Annotated in this window: 18 protein-coding genes and 1 rRNA gene; 17 read left to right on the top strand and 2 right to left on the bottom strand. The window is 35.0% G+C overall.

Annotated elements, in window-relative coordinates; all coding sequences use genetic code 11:
• Positions 1-298 precede the first annotated feature (298 nt).
• The 4 genes from EKG35_RS13185 to EKG35_RS13200 all read left to right on the top strand — a co-directional run bounded on the left by EKG35_RS13185 (position 299) and on the right by EKG35_RS13200 (position 4504).
• Positions 299-544, top strand: a complete 246-nt coding sequence (locus EKG35_RS13185; RefSeq protein WP_126294953.1) for a hypothetical protein — start codon at positions 299-301, stop codon at positions 542-544.
• 203 nt (positions 545-747) lie between these two features.
• Positions 748-2055 carry a sensor histidine kinase gene (locus EKG35_RS13190; RefSeq protein WP_126294954.1) on the top strand — a complete coding sequence of 436 codons (1308 nt, stop codon included), beginning with the start codon at positions 748-750 and terminating at the stop codon, positions 2053-2055.
• Positions 2056-2151: 96 nt separating this feature from the next.
• Positions 2152-3087: an L-lactate dehydrogenase gene (locus EKG35_RS13195; protein ID WP_126294956.1), complete on the top strand. Its 936-nt coding sequence runs from the start codon at positions 2152-2154 to the stop codon at positions 3085-3087.
• 457 nt (positions 3088-3544) lie between these two features.
• Positions 3545-4504 carry a nucleoside hydrolase gene (locus tag EKG35_RS13200; protein ID WP_126294958.1) on the top strand — a complete coding sequence of 320 codons (960 nt, stop codon included), beginning with the start codon at positions 3545-3547 and terminating at the stop codon, positions 4502-4504.
• 191 nt (positions 4505-4695) lie between these two features.
• Here EKG35_RS13200 and EKG35_RS13205 read toward each other — a convergent pair whose 3' ends face one another.
• Positions 4696-6174 carry a helix-turn-helix domain-containing protein gene (locus tag EKG35_RS13205; protein ID WP_126294959.1) on the bottom strand — a complete coding sequence of 493 codons (1479 nt, stop codon included), beginning with the start codon at positions 6172-6174 and terminating at the stop codon, positions 4696-4698.
• Positions 6175-6340: 166 nt separating this feature from the next.
• On the opposite strand from EKG35_RS13205, the gene EKG35_RS13210 reads away from it, so the two are divergent.
• The 6 genes from EKG35_RS13210 to EKG35_RS13235 all read left to right on the top strand — a co-directional run bounded on the left by EKG35_RS13210 (position 6341) and on the right by EKG35_RS13235 (position 14261).
• Complete coding sequence (locus EKG35_RS13210; protein ID WP_246020367.1) at positions 6341-7714, top strand: YjiH family protein; 1374 nt, start codon at positions 6341-6343, stop codon at positions 7712-7714.
• A gap of 20 nt (positions 7715-7734) precedes the next feature.
• A complete protein-coding gene (gene hutU, locus EKG35_RS13215; RefSeq protein WP_421663450.1) occupies positions 7735-9408 on the top strand; it encodes a urocanate hydratase in 1674 nt (557 codons plus the stop codon).
• Between the two features lie 2 nt (positions 9409-9410).
• Positions 9411-10682, top strand: a complete 1272-nt coding sequence (hutI, locus tag EKG35_RS13220; protein ID WP_185807754.1) for an imidazolonepropionase — start codon at positions 9411-9413, stop codon at positions 10680-10682.
• Entirely contained in the window at positions 10679-11665 is a 987-nt protein-coding gene (locus tag EKG35_RS13225) for an agmatinase family protein (RefSeq protein WP_126294962.1), read from the top strand. The genes hutI and EKG35_RS13225 overlap by 4 nt, the downstream gene beginning before the upstream one ends.
• 228 nt (positions 11666-11893) lie before the next feature.
• On the top strand, positions 11894-12172 hold the full coding sequence (locus EKG35_RS13230; RefSeq protein WP_126294963.1) for a DUF2564 family protein: 279 nt from the start codon (positions 11894-11896) through the stop codon (positions 12170-12172).
• A gap of 403 nt (positions 12173-12575) precedes the next feature.
• Entirely contained in the window at positions 12576-14261 is a 1686-nt protein-coding gene (locus EKG35_RS13235; protein WP_126294964.1) for a methyl-accepting chemotaxis protein, read from the top strand.
• A gap of 289 nt (positions 14262-14550) precedes the next feature.
• Here the strand turns inward: EKG35_RS13235 and EKG35_RS13240 are convergent, their stop codons facing one another.
• Positions 14551-14889, bottom strand: a complete 339-nt coding sequence (locus EKG35_RS13240) for a hypothetical protein (protein WP_126294966.1) — start codon at positions 14887-14889, stop codon at positions 14551-14553.
• A 383-nt stretch (positions 14890-15272) separates the two neighbouring features.
• Between EKG35_RS13240 and EKG35_RS13245 the strand changes: the two genes are divergently transcribed.
• From EKG35_RS13245 to EKG35_RS13275, 7 genes are all read left to right on the top strand, one after another.
• On the top strand, positions 15273-15587 hold the full coding sequence (locus EKG35_RS13245) for an aminotransferase yhxA (RefSeq protein ID WP_126294980.1): 315 nt from the start codon (positions 15273-15275) through the stop codon (positions 15585-15587).
• A gap of 48 nt (positions 15588-15635) precedes the next feature.
• The gene (locus EKG35_RS13250) at positions 15636-16034 is read left to right on the top strand and encodes a DUF350 domain-containing protein (protein ID WP_126294967.1); all 399 of its coding nucleotides are present in this window, start codon (positions 15636-15638) and stop codon (positions 16032-16034) included.
• 18 nt (positions 16035-16052) lie between these two features.
• Positions 16053-16511, top strand: a complete 459-nt coding sequence (locus EKG35_RS13255; protein ID WP_126294969.1) for an RNA helicase — start codon at positions 16053-16055, stop codon at positions 16509-16511.
• The gene (locus EKG35_RS13260; protein WP_126294970.1) at positions 16511-17746 is read left to right on the top strand and encodes a glutathionylspermidine synthase family protein; all 1236 of its coding nucleotides are present in this window, start codon (positions 16511-16513) and stop codon (positions 17744-17746) included. Before EKG35_RS13255 ends, EKG35_RS13260 begins: the two co-directional genes overlap by 1 nt.
• Before the next feature lie 5 nt (positions 17747-17751).
• Positions 17752-18786, top strand: coding sequence for an ion channel (locus EKG35_RS13265; RefSeq protein WP_126294971.1), 1035 nt, complete (start codon positions 17752-17754; stop codon positions 18784-18786).
• A 78-nt stretch (positions 18787-18864) separates the two neighbouring features.
• Positions 18865-19554, top strand: coding sequence for a DNA/RNA nuclease SfsA (sfsA, locus tag EKG35_RS13270; RefSeq protein ID WP_126294973.1), 690 nt, complete (start codon positions 18865-18867; stop codon positions 19552-19554).
• Positions 19555-20331: 777 nt separating this feature from the next.
• Positions 20332-20439, top strand: a 16S ribosomal RNA gene (locus EKG35_RS13275); the annotation flags it as partial.

Genomic DNA, 20439 nt, shown 5'->3' on the forward strand with positions numbered 1-20439 from the left:
CTGGTGTTAAGAATTTTGAAGTTATTGTAAAAGGTATGGGGGATTTTTTATGGGGATTAACAGCTAAAGTATATTTAATTTACATGAATTTTACTTTTAAGGAATTCCTTAATGGCAATTGTAAATAGAAGTTTACATAGAAGAAATAATATGGATATGAAAAAGGTTACTAGAGTATGAAGCATTTTAGTAGTAGAAAATAAAATAATTTAAAATGGATAAACTACAACTTGAATAGTATAGAAAAGGAAAAAATGCTTATCTATACTGTTCAAAACAAATCAATTGGAGGATAGCTATGTCAAATGTAGAAAAGAACAACACTGGGTTAAATTGTGTTTCTAATGAAAGAGGAGCTGCCTGTAGAGTTGAAATGGGCAAGGAAAAACGAAACAGCCGTTCCCAAAACTACAATGAAGAGATAGCCTCTGAGTTCGTAGTAGATGCGACATTAGAAAATGTAAACAATTTTGTAGATCAGTCCGGTAATAAGTTCGAGCCTAATAAAGAAAAGACTGTAAGCGAACGAAGCGCATGGAATTAGGTTATATTTGACAGCTGTTCAAAACATTGAGATGAAAGGCTAAAGGAATATTCCTTCCTTTAGTCCTTTTAATTTTTTTTAAATGGTAGCTAAATAAAAGGCAAATTAAGGCAAAATAGTATACAATACTTATACGAAACATTATTACTAGTTTGATTGTAATATTCTAATAGGAATAATTTTGATAAGGAAGTACCGTTTTTATGAAAAGTCATAAAATAAAACTAATTCTAGTTTTATCAACTATTTTATTACTATTTTTCACCAGCTTAAGTGTCTATACTATATCAGTAAATATGAAGAGAACGGTTGTCGAATCGATAGGAAGTCAAAGTCTTGAAGCTGCGAAGGCCATTGCATCAGATATGGATATTGAAGCCTACAAAAGATTTTTGGATAACAAAGTTCAAAATAATCATTACTGGGAGATTAGAAGGTATTTAAATGATGCGAGGGAAAAATTAGGAGCCTTATATGTTTATACACTTGAGCTTGAGAGTCCAAAAGAAGCGAAAGCGATGATAGTGGGATTACCCCCGGAAAGAACGGATATTGGAATTGGTGAACCCTGTATGGTACCTGAACCCCTGCTTAAACGCGCCTATTATGAAGAAAAACATTATGTCACAGGTGTAATGGAGGATCCGAAATTCGGCGTTTATTTATCAGCTGGAGTACCAATCAAAGATGGAACAGGGGAAACTATTGGCTACTTGGGAATTGATATTAGTGCGAAAAGAATTAGTGAAATTGAGGGAACTGTGCTAGAAGATAATATTGTTATTTTTATATTTAATGGTGTTTTTATCTTAATCATTATTGCCTCATTTTTCCTTATGCAAAGATGGTATCTAAAAGAAGTAGCAAAAGAAGTAGGGGATACCGAAGATACATATCAAACTGAAATAAAGACCTTAATAGCATCTGTCTCTTCTTTAAGACATGACTTTGTAAACCATATACAGGTAATCCATGGTCTTTTAATGATTGGCGAATTAAATAAAGCATTACAATATGTCTCTTCACTTTCAAAAGAAGTCGAAGTAATTAAATCAATTGAATTAGATGTGGAGCATCCTGGACTAGGTATATTATTACAAGCAAAAAAACTGGCAGCTGAAAACCAACTGATTGATATGGATATATCAATTTCTAAAAATGCATTTGATAAAATAAAAACAACAGACATGATTAAAATTTTATCGAATTTAATTGATAATGCAATTGAGGCAACGATCGAATTACCTGAAGAAAAACGAAAGGTTGTCATTAATTGTATTGCAGATGAAGCAAAGTATGTTTTTAAGATTATGAATACAGGTCCTAAAATAATTGATGATGAAATAATATTTAAACAGGGTTATTCAACTAAGAAAGTAGAACAAGGGAAAACAAGAGGGCAAGGACTATTCATTATAAAGGAAATTGTTCATAAATATAATGGTACCGTTTCTATTAGTACAACAAATGATTTAGAGATTACGGTTATGGTTGAGATTCCTATTAAATAAATCTTTAAAAATTTTAGAGTTCACCTTATTTATTAGTGTGTTATATTAATACATATAAATGAATTAATATTCGATATGGAATATAGGGGTGAAATGATGGGAATTAAAGTAAGAAGTGTTGGAATAATTGGTGTAGGACATGTCGGTGCACATTGTGCTTATAGTCTTGCAGTACAAGGAATCGTAGATGAACTGATTCTTGTAGATATTAACAAAGAGAAATTAACTTCAGAACGACAAGATTTAGTGGATAGTGTTGCACATTTTCCTCACAGAGTAACTATTAAAACAGGGGAATATAAAGATTTAGCTAACTGTGATATCGTTGTTATTAGTGCAGGCGGCATTACGCAAGATCAAAACCGTCTATCTGAATTAAAACAATCTATTAATGTAGTAAATAGTTTTGTAGAAGAAGTTGTTTCATCAGGATTTAATGGAATTTTTATTAACATTACAAATCCTTGTGATATTATTACGGGTCACGTTTATAAGTTGTCAGGCTTTGACAGCCATCGTGTCATCGGTACGGGAACATGTTTAGATAGTGCAAGACTGCGTGAGGTAATTGCGCGTGAAACAGGGGTCGATCATAAATCGATTATCGGATATACAATGGGAGAGCATGGAGATTCTCAAATGATTCCTTGGTCTCATATTTCGATAAATGGAAAACCAATCTTAGAATTGGCGCAGCATGATTCACGCTTTGCTCTGGATCATGAAGCGGTTCTACAAGAAGTAGTTAACGCTGGATGGACTACATTTAAAGGAAAAGGTGCTACTGAATATGGTATTGCGTCCGCGTTAGCACGACTTGTTCATTGTATTTACCATGATGAAAAACAAGTTATCCCTGTAAGTACACTATTGAGTGGGCAATATGGCCAAACTGATATTTATACTAGTGTACCAGCAATCATTGGCAAGGATGGCGTTGAAGAAATCATTGAATTGAACTTAACAGAGGAAGAAATGAAGGTCTTCAATCAATCATGCGATGTTTTGCGTAAGCATATTGAGACAGTCTAGATTTTTGCCTCGTCATCTCAAGTATTGTTAAAGGGTGCTGAGTTATGACATGAAGCCTCTATGCAAGTAGGTTTTTATAAATAAATTTAAAGACCTGATGCAGGAAAGCATACTACGGTCCCTTAAAGGGGGCAGTTTTATAGGATTAACCCATCTAAGCCACATAACTTAAGATGGGTTTTTTTATGGCTAAATGGATGTTTAGAAATGCTCTATACTGAGAATCTATGAGATGTCATATATAAGAAGTATTGTGGGAAGCAGTGTTTTAAAGGGGAATAAATTTTCATTAGGTTTTAGCTGTATTTTACGGATAAAAATACAATTTAGTAATTAAATCATTTTTATTGACATACTTTTCAATATCCAATTATTTACAAGATTAGAGTGAAATAGGACCTGAAAATTTAATTACCCTTAAATTCACTGATTTGAGGTATTAAAAAGGGGGCTCAATATGACTAAAATCCCAATTATTATCGACACCGATCCAGGGATTGACGACGCAATGATGCTTATTTTAGCTTTTGCCAATGATCATGCTTTTGACATACGGCTAGTGACAACAAGCGCTGGGAATATTTCTCAAGATAAAACAAACTATAATACGCGTGCCTTTTTAAGTTATATTGGAGCAAATGTTGAAATTGCCCGAGGTTTAGAAAGTCCTATAATTTATGAAATAGAAGAGGCGGAAGAAGTCCACGGAGAAAGTGGTCTAGGAAATGTACAATTTTTAACACCAACGTTGCCAATAAGCTATCGTACTGCAATTACGGCCATGCTGGAAACGATTTTAAAAAGCGATGAAAAAATAACAATCGTTTCAACAGGACCATTAACAAATATCGCAGCCTTAATACTCGCACATCCAGAAGTAAAAGCAAAAATAGAACGTATTTCTTGGATGGGTGGTGCAGCGGTAGGTGGCAATGTCACACCGACAGCAGAATTTAATGCGTACGTCGATCCACATGCAGTTGAAATTGTGTTTCGTTCAGGTTTACCTATTGTGATGAGTGGTTTGGATGTAACACATAAAGCCTTTATTACAATTGATGAAATGAAAAATATTTTAAATAAAGATACTGACTTAACACAAAAGTTAAATCAAATGGTGGAGTTTTATCTTAAAAATATAAAAAAAACACCGTTTCATGAAGAAAATTATGACAAAGTACTTCATTTCCACGATGTATGCGCGGTAATGTACTTATTAAAGCCGGATATTTTTGAAGGTCAAGATTACTACGTTGAAGTAGAGCTTGAAGGGGTTACAGTTGGTACAACAGTCGTGGATTATATGGAGAAAACGGGAAAAGTACCAAATGTTCATGTTCTATATGAAGTTAGTCGAGAAGCTTTTGTAAAGGAATTTAAGAAAGCAGTGGAGATTATTTCGGAGAGGATAAGCTAAGTCCTTCCTTCTAGTTTACATTCAATTATATGAAAATTAGATTATTAATGCCCTGTCCACATTTGGAAAGGGCATTTTTATAATTGCTTTATCTTTCTAAGTGTTAGGAGAAGAAGCTTTAATTTTAAAGACACTGTATTTAAGGGTTTTATAGAAAAGCAAACTACACCATAATGGTATTTAGAAGTTGGTTATTCTCTCTTCTCCCTTAACATTTTTCGGTATCGATTTGGAGATTGCCCCGTATAAGCTTTAAAAAGTTTTGCAAAGTAATTAGGATCCTCAAAACCATTTAACTGTGCAATTTCACTAATTGGAAAATTGGTCTCTAATAAAGTTTTTTGTGCATGCTGTATACGAATCTGCTGTAAATAGCGTTTAAACGCAACACCATGATGCTTACTAAAAATACTACTTAAATAGTTTGATGTAATTCCTAGTTGATTGGCTATTTCAATTAAAGACAATTTAGTATTTTTATATTGTTGTTCAATTAAATCAGCTGCCAATTCAGCATAATTTGCTTTGAATTCCAATTTTGCATCAGCTGCAAGCTTCATTAATGTTTGTGTAAAAAGGATGATTTCCTGAATAATTGTATATAGAATAGGGTGTTCTAATATAATGTTGAATAATTGACGATAATTTTCTTCTAATACGGCTTTTTGATGTAAATTATATTTCAGCATAAACCGTCTAATTTGTGCTAACACACTGGTTAGATGTATACGAATTGAATCTTGCTCATAATAAGTCCCATCAATAGATAATCGGTAGAGAAATTCTTTAATTGTTTGTATATCAAGATTTTCAAGACCTTGTATCCATAGCTGCTGTTCCTCAGGTGTTAATAACGGATCTAAGGGAAGTGGAATAAGCTGCTTGCTGACATAAAAAATATGCTCAAATCCCTTATAGAATCGTTGCTTTAAGGCTTTCTTAGTCTCTAAATAAATTTCATTCAATTGAGCAGGTTCTCTATCATAAATAGCTATATTAATATAGCTGCCACTCATAATATTCCATTCCCGAATTAATGTTCTTGCCTTTTTCTCAAATAATGATTTCTCAACAAATTCTGAGATACAGATGATACGTTTTGATAATGGATAAATTTCTATACTTTCGAAAATCGGGGTTTCCTTTAACCAACTATATAAAGCGCTTAAATCTTTGGGATACTCTGGCTCGATAAGGAAAAAAAGTCGATTGTCCTTTAAAAAGCTACCATTTTCATTGTTTAAAAAGAGTTGTAAGTAAAAAACATTTGTTAAATCATAATCTCCAATAGAATTGACAACAGTTTTATTTTCCTTTGTAGAAGAATTAATTAAATACTTCAAATGATTTAAATCCACAGGCTTTACGAAAAAGTGCGTTACTTGCATTTGAATTGCCTTTAAAGCGTGTTGAAAAAGTGGTTCGGAGGTTATTGCATAAATCTCGGTTCCGTCTTTTCTAGCTAATTTGAAAAAGGCAATATCATTTGGATGTTTTATTAATTCTATCTCGACAATTAAAATATCTGGATGTACTTGTTGATATTGCTGATATAGTTGATCAATTGAGTTTAAAATATATACTTCAATTTCATTTAATAGATAAGACTCCAAATACCATTTAAATCCCTTTGCTTCTGTATAATCCCGATCAATAATGAAAATTTTCATTCTAATCACCTTATAAAATTCCAGAATCATATTTTTTTTCTATTATACAATTAAATTCTAATTAAAAACATATAAAATTCCATTTTCTCATTTTAAAATTCTATATTTTTCGAAAAGACTGAATATTAAAATGTAAATATAAATAAAAAGCAAAGGGGGAAGAGAAATGACTGAGAGTGTTAAAGAGCTATCGGCGGAAGAATTAGCCGAATCGAATAAAATAGATCAAATGACTGCGATAAATGCTTCAAATAAAACTACAACAACTTTAAAAATGATTGTATGCAGTCTAATTGGTATTTTCAGTTTCTTTGTAACATTTGAATGGAATGGAAAATCTTCCATTCTAATCGACCATATAGTCAGTTTTATATCTACATCTTTTCCAACATTGGTTACTGCATATGTCTTTATTTTACTAGTGGCGGGTGCAATATTGCCATTTGTTAATAAAAGCTGGAAGAAGGATATGGTTAGTAGAATTTTATCTATCTTTAAATTAGCAGGATTAGTTATAGGAATTATGCTGATTTTCGGAGTCGGTCCAGCATGGCTTTTTGCACCAGACGTAGGACCATTTTTAATGGATAAGTTAATTAAACCAGTAGGTGTTTTAATTCCAATAGGATCTGTATTTTTAGCATTGCTTGTTAGTTATGGCTTACTAGAGTTTATCGGTGTTTTCATGCAGCCGTTTATGAAACCAATTTTTCGTACACCAGGTCGTTCTGCTGTTGATGCAGTAGCGTCTTTTGTTGGAAGCTATTCAGTAGGATTGTTATTAACAAATCGTGTTTTCAAGCAAGGTAAGTATACGATTCGTGAAGCAGCAATTATTGCAACTGGCTTCTCTACTGTATCTGTTACGTTTATGGTCGTAATGGCCAATACACTCGATATTATGGAATATTGGTCACAGTTCTTTTGGATTTCCCTAATTATTACATTTGTTGTAACAGCAATAACAGCACGTATTTACCCGCTTAATCGGATTAAGGATGAGTATTTAGAAGGAACTACTGCAGACCCAGAAGTCATCATAAGAGGAAAGCGTTTCCAAAATGCATGGCAAGAGGCTTTAAATGCAGTAGAGAAAAACCCTACATTCTTTAAGAATTTATATCTTCATCTAAAAGATGGTCTCATAATGGCGATGGGTGTTATACCTTCCATCTTATCAATTGGTTTACTAGGAATAGTATTAGCCTTGTATACACCATTATTTGATGTTATTGCATTCATCTTTGCACCATTCACTTATTTATTACAGTTGCCAGAACCTATGCTGACTGCGAAGGCTCTTTCATTATCAATCACAGAAATTTTCTTGCCTTCCTTATTAGTGGCAGAAGCATCGCTAATTACTAAATTTATTGTGGCGAATGTATCAGTGTCAGCGATTTTATTCTGTTCAGCAGTTATCCCGTTAATTTTATCAACCGATATACCTTTAACAATTCGCCAGTTAATTATTATTTGGTTTGAACGGGTTGTACTTTCTTTAATTATCGTAACACCAATAGCATTTTTATTATTTTAATTTTTAAGGGGAGATTATAGATGAATAAATTGATGAATAAAAATATTAAAGCACCTAGAGGAAATCAATTAACATGTAAAGGATGGCAACAAGAAGCTGCAATGCGCATGCTCATGAATAATCTTGACCCTGAAGTTGCAGAAAATCCGGATGAATTAGTTGTTTATGGCGGTATCGGTAAGGCGGCGCGAGATTGGGAATGTTTTGAACAAATCATAGCGTCTTTAAAGGAATTAGAAAATGATGAAACATTACTTGTGCAATCTGGTAAACCTGTAGCTGTTTTCCGAACACATGAAAATGCTCCACGAGTATTAATTGCAAATTCAAATTTAGTTCCAGCTTGGGCAAATTGGGAGCATTTTTATGAGTTGGAAGAACGCAATTTAATGATGTATGGCCAAATGACTGCTGGCAGTTGGATTTATATAGGAGCTCAAGGAATTTTACAGGGTACTTATTTAAGTTTTGTAGAAGCAGGCAAAAAGGTTTTCGGATCAGCTGATTTAAGAGGAAAATTCATTTTAACTGGCGGTATGGGAGGAATGAGTGGTGCTCAACCCCTTGCAGGAAAAATGGCTGGTGCTGTCATCTTAGTTGTTGAGGTAGACCGAAAACGTATTGAACGTAAAATAAAAGAAGGCTATTGTGACTATTTGGTGGAAACGGTAGATGATGCTCTTGAATTGGTAAATAAACTACGAGAAAACAAAGAACCTGCATCCATTGGTTTAGTAGGCAACTGTGCAGACGTACACAGAGAGCTTCTTAACCGTGGAGTAATCCCAGATTTTGTTACTGATCAAACTTCTGCACATGATCCGATAAATGGATATGTTCCGAATGGCATGAGTTTTGAAGAAGCGTTAGAGTTGCGCAAAGCAGATCCAAAAGAATATGAGAAAAGAGCAAAGCAAGCTATGGCAGACCATGTGCAGGCGATGCTTGATTTCCAAAAGGCAGGAGCAGAAGTATTTGACTACGGAAACAATATTCGTGCTTATGCTAAAGAAATGGGGGTTGAAAATGCTTTCGATTTCCCTGGATTTGTACCAGCGTATATTCGACCACTATTTTGTGAAGGTAAAGGACCGTTTCGCTGGGCAGCTTTATCAGGTGATCCAGAAGATATTTACAAAACAGATGCTCTTGCAAAAGAAATGTTTGCAGATGATGAGGGCTTAGTTAACTGGATTGATATGGCTCAAAAAATGGTTAAATGGCAAGGTCTTCCTGCACGTATTTGCTGGCTTGGTTATGGCGATCGCCATCGCTTCGCATTAAAGGTAAATGAAATGGTAGCTAATGGAGAATTAAAGGCACCAATAGTATTCGGCCGTGATCACTTAGACTCTGGTTCTGTTGCATCGCCAAACCGTGAAACAGAAGGAATGTTAGATGGATCGGATGCAGTATCAGATTGGCCAATCTTAAATGCTTTAATTAATACAGCAGGAGGAGCTAGTTGGGTTAGTGTCCATCATGGCGGAGGTGTTGGTATGGGATATTCACAACACGCTGGTCAAGTATTAGTGGCTGATGGAACACAATTGGCAGCTGAAAAGATTAATCGAGTTCTTGTTTCAGATCCAGGGATGGGTGTTGTTCGCCACGCAGATGCTGGTTATGATATAGCAATTAAAGCTGCTAAAGAAAAGCATGTTAAAATGCCAATGCTGGACAAAAGAGGTTGATAGTGATGCCTACATTAATTAAAAATGCAAATGAAGTTATAACGCTAAAAGGGGATCGAAAAGGTCCTCGTACAAAAGAAGCAATGAAGGAAATTGGTATTATAAAAAACGGCAGTATTTTAATCGATCAAGATCAAATTGTTGCTGTTGGTACGTTAGAAGAAATACAAAGAGAACATCCACAACTTGCTATGGATGCAGAAGTGATTGATGCTGCTGGAAAGATTGTTATGCCTGGACTAGTCGATTGCCATACCCATCTAGTACATGGTGGAACACGGGAAAATGAATTCAATATGCGTTTAAACGGGTTTACCTACATGGAAATTATGAATGCAGGCGGAGGCATTCACTCAACGACGAAGAGTACCCGTCAAGCTAGCTTTGAAGATTTATATGAGAAAACATTTAATCATTTAAATGAATTTTTAAAGTACGGTGTTACCACTGTTGAAGCTAAGAGTGGCTATGGCTTAGATTGGGAGAATGAAAAAAAACAGTTAGAAGTAGCAAAAAAACTTCAAGAGACACATGTTATTGATATTGTAAGTACCTTTATGGGAGCACATGCAGTTCCGATAGACTATAAAGGGCGAGAAGATGAATTTGTTGATATTATTATTAACCAAATGCTTCCTAAAGTAGCCGAAGAAAATCTTGCGGAATTTAATGATGTATTTTGTGAAAAAGGAGTGTTTACACCCGAACAATCTCGTAAAATTTTGGAGGTTGGAAAGCTATATGGATTAACACCTAAAATTCATGCTGACGAGATAGAACCATACGAAGGTGCTGAACTTGCAGCGGAAGTAGGAGCAATCTCTGCAGAACACTTGCTAGTTGCCTCAGATGAGGGGATTAGAAAAATGGCAGAGGCAGGAACTATTGCCGTTTTACTTCCAGGTACAGCTTTCTTCTTACGTGCACCTTTTGCCCGTGGACGACTAATGATTGATGAAGGGGTACCTGTTGCAATTTCAACAGACTTTAATCCTGGTTCATCACCTACAATTAGCTTGCCGTTTATTATGAATTTAGCTTGTATGAACATGGGACTTACACTGGAAGAAGTATTAACGGCAACAACAGTCAATGCTGCTTATGCGATTAACAGAGGGGATCAAATTGGTTCACTGGAAAAGGGGAAAAAAGCAGATATATTAGTGTTGAATGTGGCCAACTATAAACAATTACAATACTATTACGGTATGAACCACACTCATATAGTTGTGAAAAACGGTAAAGTAGTCTTAAAGGACGGAGTTTTTCAATGATAGAAGGATTAAATGAATATGTACAAAAATCTTCGACAGTATGGATAAGAGAAGACGGCAAGGATATAAAGGTTAAGGATTGGATTATACCTGTTTGGGAAGAACAACGTGAAGACTGGGATGCTGTTATTCTTGGTGTCCCGCTTTCGCGATCTTCTATTAGTGCATCTGCTGCATCGGAATTTCCGAAGGCATTCCGAAAGGCTTGGGAACTATTCACAACTTATTATTTTGACGAACATGTTGATTTTCGGGATTATAAAGTTGGCGATCTTGGCGATGTAAAAATGCACTATACAAATATTCTTCAGTGTCATGATAATATAGAACATGCTATGCAGCATATTCAACATAATTATCCTAACTCTTTTTATGTATCCATTGGCGGCGATCATTCAATCACAGCACCATTAGTTCGTTCAATTCAAAGTAATAATGAAAATAAATCAATAGGAATTGTTCAGCTCGATACACATTTGGACTTGAGAGATTTAAGCCAAGGTCCAACGAATGGAACACCAATTCGTCAACTTGTGGAAGGCAATGTTGTAAAGGGTGAAAATGTATATAATATTGGACTTCATGGGTTTTATAACGCACCTTCATTAATTGAAGCGGCACATAAACATAAGGTCAATATGATTTCATTAAAACAGCTTCGTAAAAAAGGCATTGCTTCCGTGATACATGATGTGATGGAGCAGCTTTCCAATAAAGTTGATATTGTTTATCTTACGGTTGATATGGATGTATTGGATATTACCTATGCACCAGGCGTCCCGGCATCAACACCAGGTGGAATGCGGACTGACGAGCTTTTTGATATCTTATTTGAGATGGGGAAATATCCAATAGTCCGTGCAATGGATTTTGTTTGTATCGACCCAAATCGAGATAATCAAGTGCAATCTACTGTCAAGGCAACAACTTATGCGTTTTTAACAGCGTTAGCATCGCGGTATATTCATAAAATGAAAAAATAGATAAATATTAATAGAGCTTTATATACAAAAATTATTTTACTTGTATATAAAGTTCTTTTTTATTTCCATCAACTATTAGTATGGAATAATGTTGTTTATTTAAACAAAAATAATTTCGTTATTAACTGAAATGAAAATTAATTCACTTTAATGATGTACATATTTTGTCGTTAGATTACAATACTAAGATTTAGTAATGATTAATTCGAAAGAAAGGGAAGAATATATATGGCAAAGCATTCAGACACAAGTTGGAAACAAGATCACCCGAGTACTTTATTCAGCAACTCTGTTCAAAAGGCTGATCGCGCGGTAAAGCAAGCAATGTCACACCCAGAGGAAATAGCAGTTGAGCATGCATTTAATGCAATTTCTCATGCAGAGAACGCATTTGAAAATGCAGAACAACATAATGAGCATATGGATTTAGTTGAACATAATAAATCACAGCTAGAGTTGTTGAAGCAGCAATTACAAGAAGTACAGAAGATTGTAGAAGATCACTGATTTGGGTCAATTCAAGCTTAACAAAGGGATTTCTAAAAAGGCTTGTAGTATTAGATACTACAAGTCTTTTTGGGAATTGTGGGAAATCTTGTTAAATTATTGTTTATAAACTTGATACTTTTCTATATAAAGGAGTATTAATCCTTATTGAGACAAATGTTTGTAATCTAATACTCCTAGTAATAATAAGTAATGCTTACCCATTAAGGTTCACCTCTAAGTAATGTTTACTCCATATTCCTCGCAAATTAATCCTTTTTATTAAATTAATCTCTTCCAGTACCCTATTAACACAATCGATAAATTATAAACCCTTCTTAGTAATTTTAAGGAAATTTTAAGGCTCATCCATTACTTTAAACATATTAAAAATTACGATTATCGGCTAGAAGGGGATATTTAAATGAAAATGACTATTCGTAAAAAAATGTTATCAGGGTTTTTGATTCTTACGGTTCTTCTTGGTGCCGTTTGTGCTCTATCTTATTATGAAATCCAAAAAATAAATCATTCTTATTCAGATTTGGTGGAACAATTGGATACTAATTTAATAAATATAAAAGATATTCAGCTCTATGCTTCTAGAGAAGTTGCAAGTTTGAGAGGCATTTTGGCTGGTGAGGAAGGCTCTTTAGAATTTTTACAAACAACAATTGAGCAATTAGAAGAAAAAGTGACTAGTGAAGAGACAGTCATTCAAGGTCAGGAAGCAAATGAGTTACTAATAACAATTTCTGATTTACATGAACAGTTGAAGGAAAAATCTTTAAATGCCATTAATTCAGAAGAGGCAAATAACGAACAAGTTAACCAACTCGTTAATGAAGAAATCATTCCGATAGCTGCACAAATAGAAGAAGCTGCTAATGAAATGGTTGAGATTCAGACAAAACAAATGCAGGAAGGTATTACTGCAAATTCAGATATGGTTGCTTCTGTTAAAAACATAAATTTATTTTGGGGTCTTATCTCTTCTGCTCTAGCAATCCTTATTAGCGTTTTCATGTCTCGGATGATTACTCGTCCTATTTTATTTTTAGTAGAAGGAGCGAGAAATATAGCTTTAGGTGATTTAACACAAGACGATATAATAGTGGGAAATCGTGATGAAATTGGGGAATTAGCTCGTGTCTTTAACGAAATGAAACAGAGTCTCCGCCAATTGATCCATCAAGTTCATTTAAATTCAGAACGTGTAGCTTTCACATCAGATGAATTATCTGCTAGTGCTGAAGACACAAATAGAGCAACGGAACAAATTACTTTTGCTATGCAGGAAATTGCAATGGGGGCAGAAAAGCAAGTCTCCATGGTTATTCAGGCTGCGGAAGCATCCGAGGAAATATCGAAAGGAATGAGTAAGGCTGCTGATTCTATTCAGTCTGTTGCTAATTTAACGATTGCTGCTAATAACAATGCGGCGATAGGAAATGATGTAGTAAAGCAAACAATAGAACAGATGAATCAGGTACAAGATTCTGCAAGGGAATCTGCTCAGGTTGTTCATACATTAAGTGAAAAATCCAAAGAAATTGGCAAAATTATTGAGTTGATTACACAGGTCGCTGATCAGACAAACCTGTTGGCCTTAAATGCGGCAATTGAGGCTGCACGGGCAGGTGAACAAGGAAAAGGATTTACTGTTGTTGCAGATGAAGTTCGAAAATTGGCTAACCAATCATCTATCGCAGCAGAGCAAATACGTAATCTTATTAAGGAAATACAGGATGAATCCCAGAAAGCTGTTAAATCGATAAATAGCAGTACACAAGTTGTTAAAGAAGGTTTAAATATGGTAAGAAAAACGGGTAACTCTTTCCGAGATATAGATCAATCTATTAAACAGGTGGCCGTTGAATCTCAAGAAGTAGCTGCAATAGTTAAACAAGTACATTCTAATTTACAAAAAGTGGACAACGGGATACAAGAAGTAAGATACATAGTGGAAGAATCTACAGCTAAAATACAAAATGCAGCAGCATCTACCGAGGAGCAGAACTCTACAATGAAGGAAGTATCCTCTTCGGCTGAAATATTAAGTGAAATGGCTCAAGAATTACAGGGAATTATTAGTAATTTTAAATCTTAATACTATGGCGGTAAATATCATCACTCAAAAAGGGAGTCATTAGAAATCCATTTTTGAGTGATGATTTCCTATTTAATTAAGGAGGATTAAAAGGGTATAACTATCGTTTTTTACTTTTTGCTTTGAAAAATCATACTGTTTGCGAACAGACGATAAAGCTCGCAAAAATTTGATTCATCCTTTAAATAAACCTTCTACTATTAATACAGAAATGTAGAATAAAAAGCGCCTTCTTGTCGGGGCTAACAGGGCGCTTATGCTTATTCTTAATAGTTCTGTTAGTTAGTGGTCAGTTCTGTTTTTCTTTTAACTGCTTAAGGATTTTATTAAGATCCTCTAAAGATAGTTCGCCAAGAGATTGTTTAATTTCTTCTTCAATCACTTTCCGATTCTTTTCCTTATATTGATTCCACCATTCTTTAAGACCTTCTGTATTATCAAAAAGGTACCCAATATCAATTTCATCGGTGTCTTCATCTGACAAATACTCCAATACTGATGCTAACATGCGAGTTAGTTTATCAACTTCATTTTTACTAGGCTGATTATTACTTTGTTGAGCATTTGATGCTTGAACCATTTTCTCTGTATCCAACTCTTCGCTATTTTGGGTGAATTTTCGTGGCATGGTTTCCGCTCCTATAATTTTTTATTTTTAGTATTACCTTTATTAATTAAATTTTTCGTATAAGTATTTCTAAATTGAAAGTATTTCACTTACTGCTATCCTGCTTAGTTAGTGAAATAGAGATTTATTAATTTATTAATGGCTTCTTATTCATGAGCATAATCTCTCTAATTTTATAAATGAGCAACTTCTTTTCACTATTTCATGTACAGTTAATAAGGCCTGGGTAATTAAATTACTAACTATCATAACTAACCGTATAAATTTTTTTAGCGAATCGTATTGTATGACGATAGTAAAGAAATTTTTATGAATCTTTTCATAAAACTGCTCGTAAATGTAAAAGGAAAGAGGTGAATATATTGGGGAAAACGAAAAAGGTAATGGTAGGTATTACAACGACCGCACTCACGCTTGGGCTGTCAGGATGCGGTTCAAGTACTGCAGTAGGCTCTCCACCTAATGATCAATACTGTAATGATTGGGAATGGGACGATGACGATGGTGTATGGGAATGTGATGACAGTCATTCTAGCTATTATGGTCATTATTATTACGGCGGTAAGTATTACAAAAATAAAAGCTCCCTAATAAATAGTACTGACTATAAAAGCACCAAGAGCAGCAGCTCTACAGTTCAAGGTGGAAACAAAACTAGCTCCGGATTTGGCAGTGGATCAAAAAGCTACGGGGGCTAATAATATAAACAATTGAATGAAAGTGAAAGCTAAAGAGGGAGGTACATGATGAATTTATATCTTAATTTTGCATCTTATTTAGGGGTTGCCCTGCTCCTTTTAATTGTTGGAGTAGTTTTATTTACAATAAGTACACCAAAGTTAAAGGAATTTCGTTTAATCGCTGAAAGAAATGTAACGGCTGCCATGTCTTTAGGCGGTAAAGTTGTCGGTCTTGCTATTGTTTTAGGAGCTGCAGCAGAATATTCTGTCTCTCTTCTTGATATGGCAATTTGGGGAGCTATCGGAATTATTACGCAAATTATTGTTTTTATATTAGCAGAAGTGATTACAATTCGTTTTAGCATTCATAAAGCAATTGAAGAGGATAATAGAGCAGTAGGAACGATGCTATTATCTTTATCGTTAGCCATTGGCTGGATTGTGGCAAAATGTTTATCTTACTAGTTGGGACGGGGAAGGACATTGAAAGGATTAACTTATTATATTGATAAAGGTAATGGTCATTACGAGCCATTCTATGAATATACGACTAAAAACGTTGGCGTTGATGAATTTTACGCACGGCAGCTATGTACGTACTTCATCTTAAGAGGAACTCAATACGAGCTGACTTCCAATGAAATGCATGAGGAAGAAGAAATTCTAGTTATAAAAGAAATCGGAAGAAATTACCCAGGGGAAGATGAAAGAAGTTTTCGTGGTATGGGAGTGCATATCGAATTCCGCAGTCCTGATGAACGGGACAATTTCCGTTTGTTATCCCGCATTCCTTGTCCTACCCATTTCGATGTTCTGCGCTATCTCTTAAAGGATGTTGTGGATATACCGGGCATCGGACAAAAGCTCGTCTCCTCTACTGAAATTGATGAAGATCGGGGAGTTTATGTAGTATATGTCAAGGATTTTGGAGAGGGAGTATAGTGAGCGAATCATTTGATTATCATACGAAACGACGCCAATTCTATGAAAATATAGAAGGTTTTTGGGCTGATTTATACGGGGAAGAATATGCCCTTTATGATATCAAGCTTATAAAAGAAGACGAGGTTTCCAGTATTCGTCTAATTAGTGAGCGGATTGGTGCGATCTTTTTTAAAAGTGCTTCTTTGCTTCGAAATGTGCCTGATGAAACTTTACTAGAAATGGGATTTCCACAGGAAACCCTTTCTTTTTTAAGGTTAAAAACGATTCCAGCCGAGAGTGTTATTTCTCGGCTGGATTTAATTCCATACGGCGATAGTTATAAATGCATTGAAATTAATGCTGATACACCAACTTTTATAAAAGAATTATTTTCTATTAATAGCTTAGTCTGCAATGAATTTGGAGTAGCCAACCCCAATGAAGGGATGGAACTGCTATTACGAAAAGCGGTTCGTCACAGCATCAATGAAAGTATAAATCATCCATCACCCCATGTTGTTTTTACTGCACATGAAGATAATATCGAGGATAGAGAAACGGTGCTGTTTCTTCAAAGGGGCGTACCATCTAAATTTACGCCACTCCATAAGCTGCAAATTCAAAGAGGAATCGGTCTGTTTGATGAAGATGGGGTGAAAATTGATATTCTTTATCGGCAAACTTTCCCGGTTGAAAGCTTAATAACAGATGAAGATGACGAAGGAAACCCTATTGGCAGGTGGTTATTGGAGTTAGTTGAAGAGGGGAAGTTGACGCTAATCAATCCTCCCTCAGCATTTTTATTGCAAAATAAAGCGGTTCAGGCAATCATTTGGGGTCTGCATGAAGAAAACCATCCTTTCTTTACAGAGCAGGAGCATAAGTGGATAGAGGATTACTTTCTTCCGACTTATCTTGAACCAGATGAATTATTGCAAAAAGGTATGCCTTTTGTGAAAAAACCATCCTTTGGGAGAGAAGGCGACACAGTGGAAATATTTAATCAGCATGGTCAGTTAATTCATCAGGATGCGCAACGAACGTATTCGGATTTCATCCCGGTATATCAGCAATTCGTAGAGCATCCAACCATCACTTTTCAAAGCGAAAAGGGCATCCAACAGGGCAAACTGCTTTTAGGCAGCTTTTTAGTTAACGGGAAACCGGCTGCATTAGGCTATAGAGTCGGGGGGACGATTACGAATAATCTTTCCTATTACTTGCCTGTGGGACTTTTTAAAGGAGAAGGATAAGAAGAATGTGGATTCTACATAAAATATTCTCTAAAATATCGAAAATTAGCCTTCTGCAGGCGGCAATATTAACCGTTGCCCTCATATTAATTAGCAGTATAACCATGAGATTAGTAGAGCCGGAAACCTTCCCTCGATTCCTCGATGCGGTATGGTGGACGATGACGACTCTTGTTACGGTTGGATATGGCGATTATTTTCCTGAGAGCGACTTTGGAAGACTATTTACGATGATTCTCCTTTATACTGTTGGCATCGGTGGAATGGGGATTATCATTGGGAAGGTGTTTGAAAGCTTTAGCGCATATCGAAAAATGAAGGAGGAGGGGCGATTGACCTACTCGGGAAAGGAACATTATATTTTAATCGGATCATCCAAAGAGAAATTGGAAAATGTAGTAGAAGAGATTATGATTAGTGACTATAAAGAGGATGTGGTCATCATTGATCACGCAGAGAGATGCCCTATTGATCATAACGATGTTCATTTCATCAGCGGTAATCCGGCGGAAGAAGAGGTTCTTTTGAAGGCAAATATTTTGGAAGCTAAATCCGTAGCCATCTTTTCCGATGATCAGCAAAATTTTGCAGAGTATGCAGACGGAAAAACGTTGCTAACAGCTTCTAGAGTGGAGCATATCTCGAAGAAATATGAGAAAAATATCTATACCATTGTGGAAGTGAAAAAAGATAAACATATTGCCTTATTCGAACATGCAAATGTCGATGAATTTATTTTATCAAACGATTCGGTTTCACGACTCATGGCACAAGCTGCTCTTCATCATGGCTCCAGCAAATTATTCAAGCAAATTTTAAGTAATACTGATGGGGAAAATTTATATGAAATTCAGGCTAGACCCCATTGGAATACGTACCGGGAAGCTGCCATCGAACTATTTGATATGGGGGCAATTCTAATCTCGGAAGGCAGCTCCCTAGATATTGCCCGACGCAATCATGAACAAATACCTAAAGATGCAAAATTGTTTATTATATGTGATGAGTCAACCTATAGTAGAATTGTGGCCGATTGTTAATTGTCTAGTTTATAGACAAAATGATAAAAAAGATTGAAGTATAAGTAGTAGTTAAGAAAGTAATTGGGAAGTGAAAAGATGAAGTATCAAAAAATGGTACGTGGTCAATTTGGTAGTCGCATTAATCGATTTATTGCTGAAGTTACTATAAATGGAGTAAATGAAAGAGTACATATTAAAAATACAGGTCGTTTAAAGGAACTGTTTCTAGTAGGTGCGGAAGTTCTATTAGAGCAGAGTAATAATCCAGAAAGAAAGACAAAGTTTTCTCTCATAGCAGTAGAGAAAAATGGCCGTTGGGTAAACATTGATTCTCAGGCTCCGAATATTGTTGCATTTGAAGCTCTTAAGAAAGAGAAAATACCGGAAATCGGGATGGTCAAAACAGTAAAAAGAGAGGTAACATATGGCGCATCCCGATTTGATCTTTATATTGAACAGGAAAATAAAAAGGGATTTATTGAAGTGAAGGGGGTAACCCTTGAGAAAAACGGTATCGCCATGTTTCCAGATGCACCGACTACTAGAGGAACAAAACATGTATTAGAACTAGCAAAAGCTGCTCAAGAAGGATATACGTGTGCAATTCTATTTGTCGTACAATTAAAAGGATGCTATGAATTTGTTCCTAATAGGGAAACAGATCCTGCCTTTGCGGATGCCTTACAACTAGCTGTGAAAGCAGGGGTACAGGTTTTGGCATATGACACGATTGTTACAGAAGAAGGTTTGACTCTAGACCGTTCAATTCGAGTGAATTTAGATTGAGTAGTGGGAGGTATTTTAAAATTAGAATAGGAATTCTGATTTGGTTCCTCGAGTGGAATAGGGAAAATTAAAGATTACTTGATAAGGAGAGTAATACCTAGTAGGTGAGCACAGTCGGTTTCTTTAAAAATATTTGGCTTTAGAATAGGACAAACCCATTTAAACTGTAAATTAGTAATGAGTTTTTGATTTATCATTTTGACATAGGTAACAAGTTTGAGTTACCCAAAACGTTGTACTTAGAGAAATAGTTTTTTTATATAAAATAAACTGATGGAAAGTATAATTTGATTTCTTGAATATAAAGATTTGAACTAGTGAACACAGTTTTTCTTTTACTAGTCTCTGTTTCTTAATTTATAAATATTCAATTCAATATATATAGTAGGAAAACGAATATTTTTTATTATTTTTGTGTTGACACTTTTGTTTAGTTAGTGATAATATTAATGAGCTGTCGCTAAACTATTAAATGTTGATTCAACTTAGAATTTAAGAGAATTAAAACGTTGTTGACATTTCTAAAGTTATGGTGATATAATAAAGTTCCTGTCGATGTGACGTGAATAAATATTTTAAAATAGTTATTGACAAACGCGATGCTATTTTATATAATATAATTCCTGTCACTAAAACGACGGAAATGAACCTTGAAAACTGAACAACAAAACGTTAATGAAATATAGTTTTTAGTAGCTGACCCTCGTCAGTGAACGAAACAAAATTTTGGACATCAAATATGATGCCAGCAAAAATTTGAGCTATATCAAATTTTCTTTTATGGAGAGTTTGATCCTGGCTCAGGACGAACGCTGGCGGCGTGCCTAATACATGCAAGTCGAGCGAACTGATGAGAAGCTTGCTTCTTAAGATGTTAGCGGCGGA

This window comes from Lysinibacillus telephonicus (assembly GCF_003966145.1).
Lineage (GTDB): Bacteria > Bacillota > Bacilli > Bacillales_A > Planococcaceae > Ureibacillus > Ureibacillus telephonicus.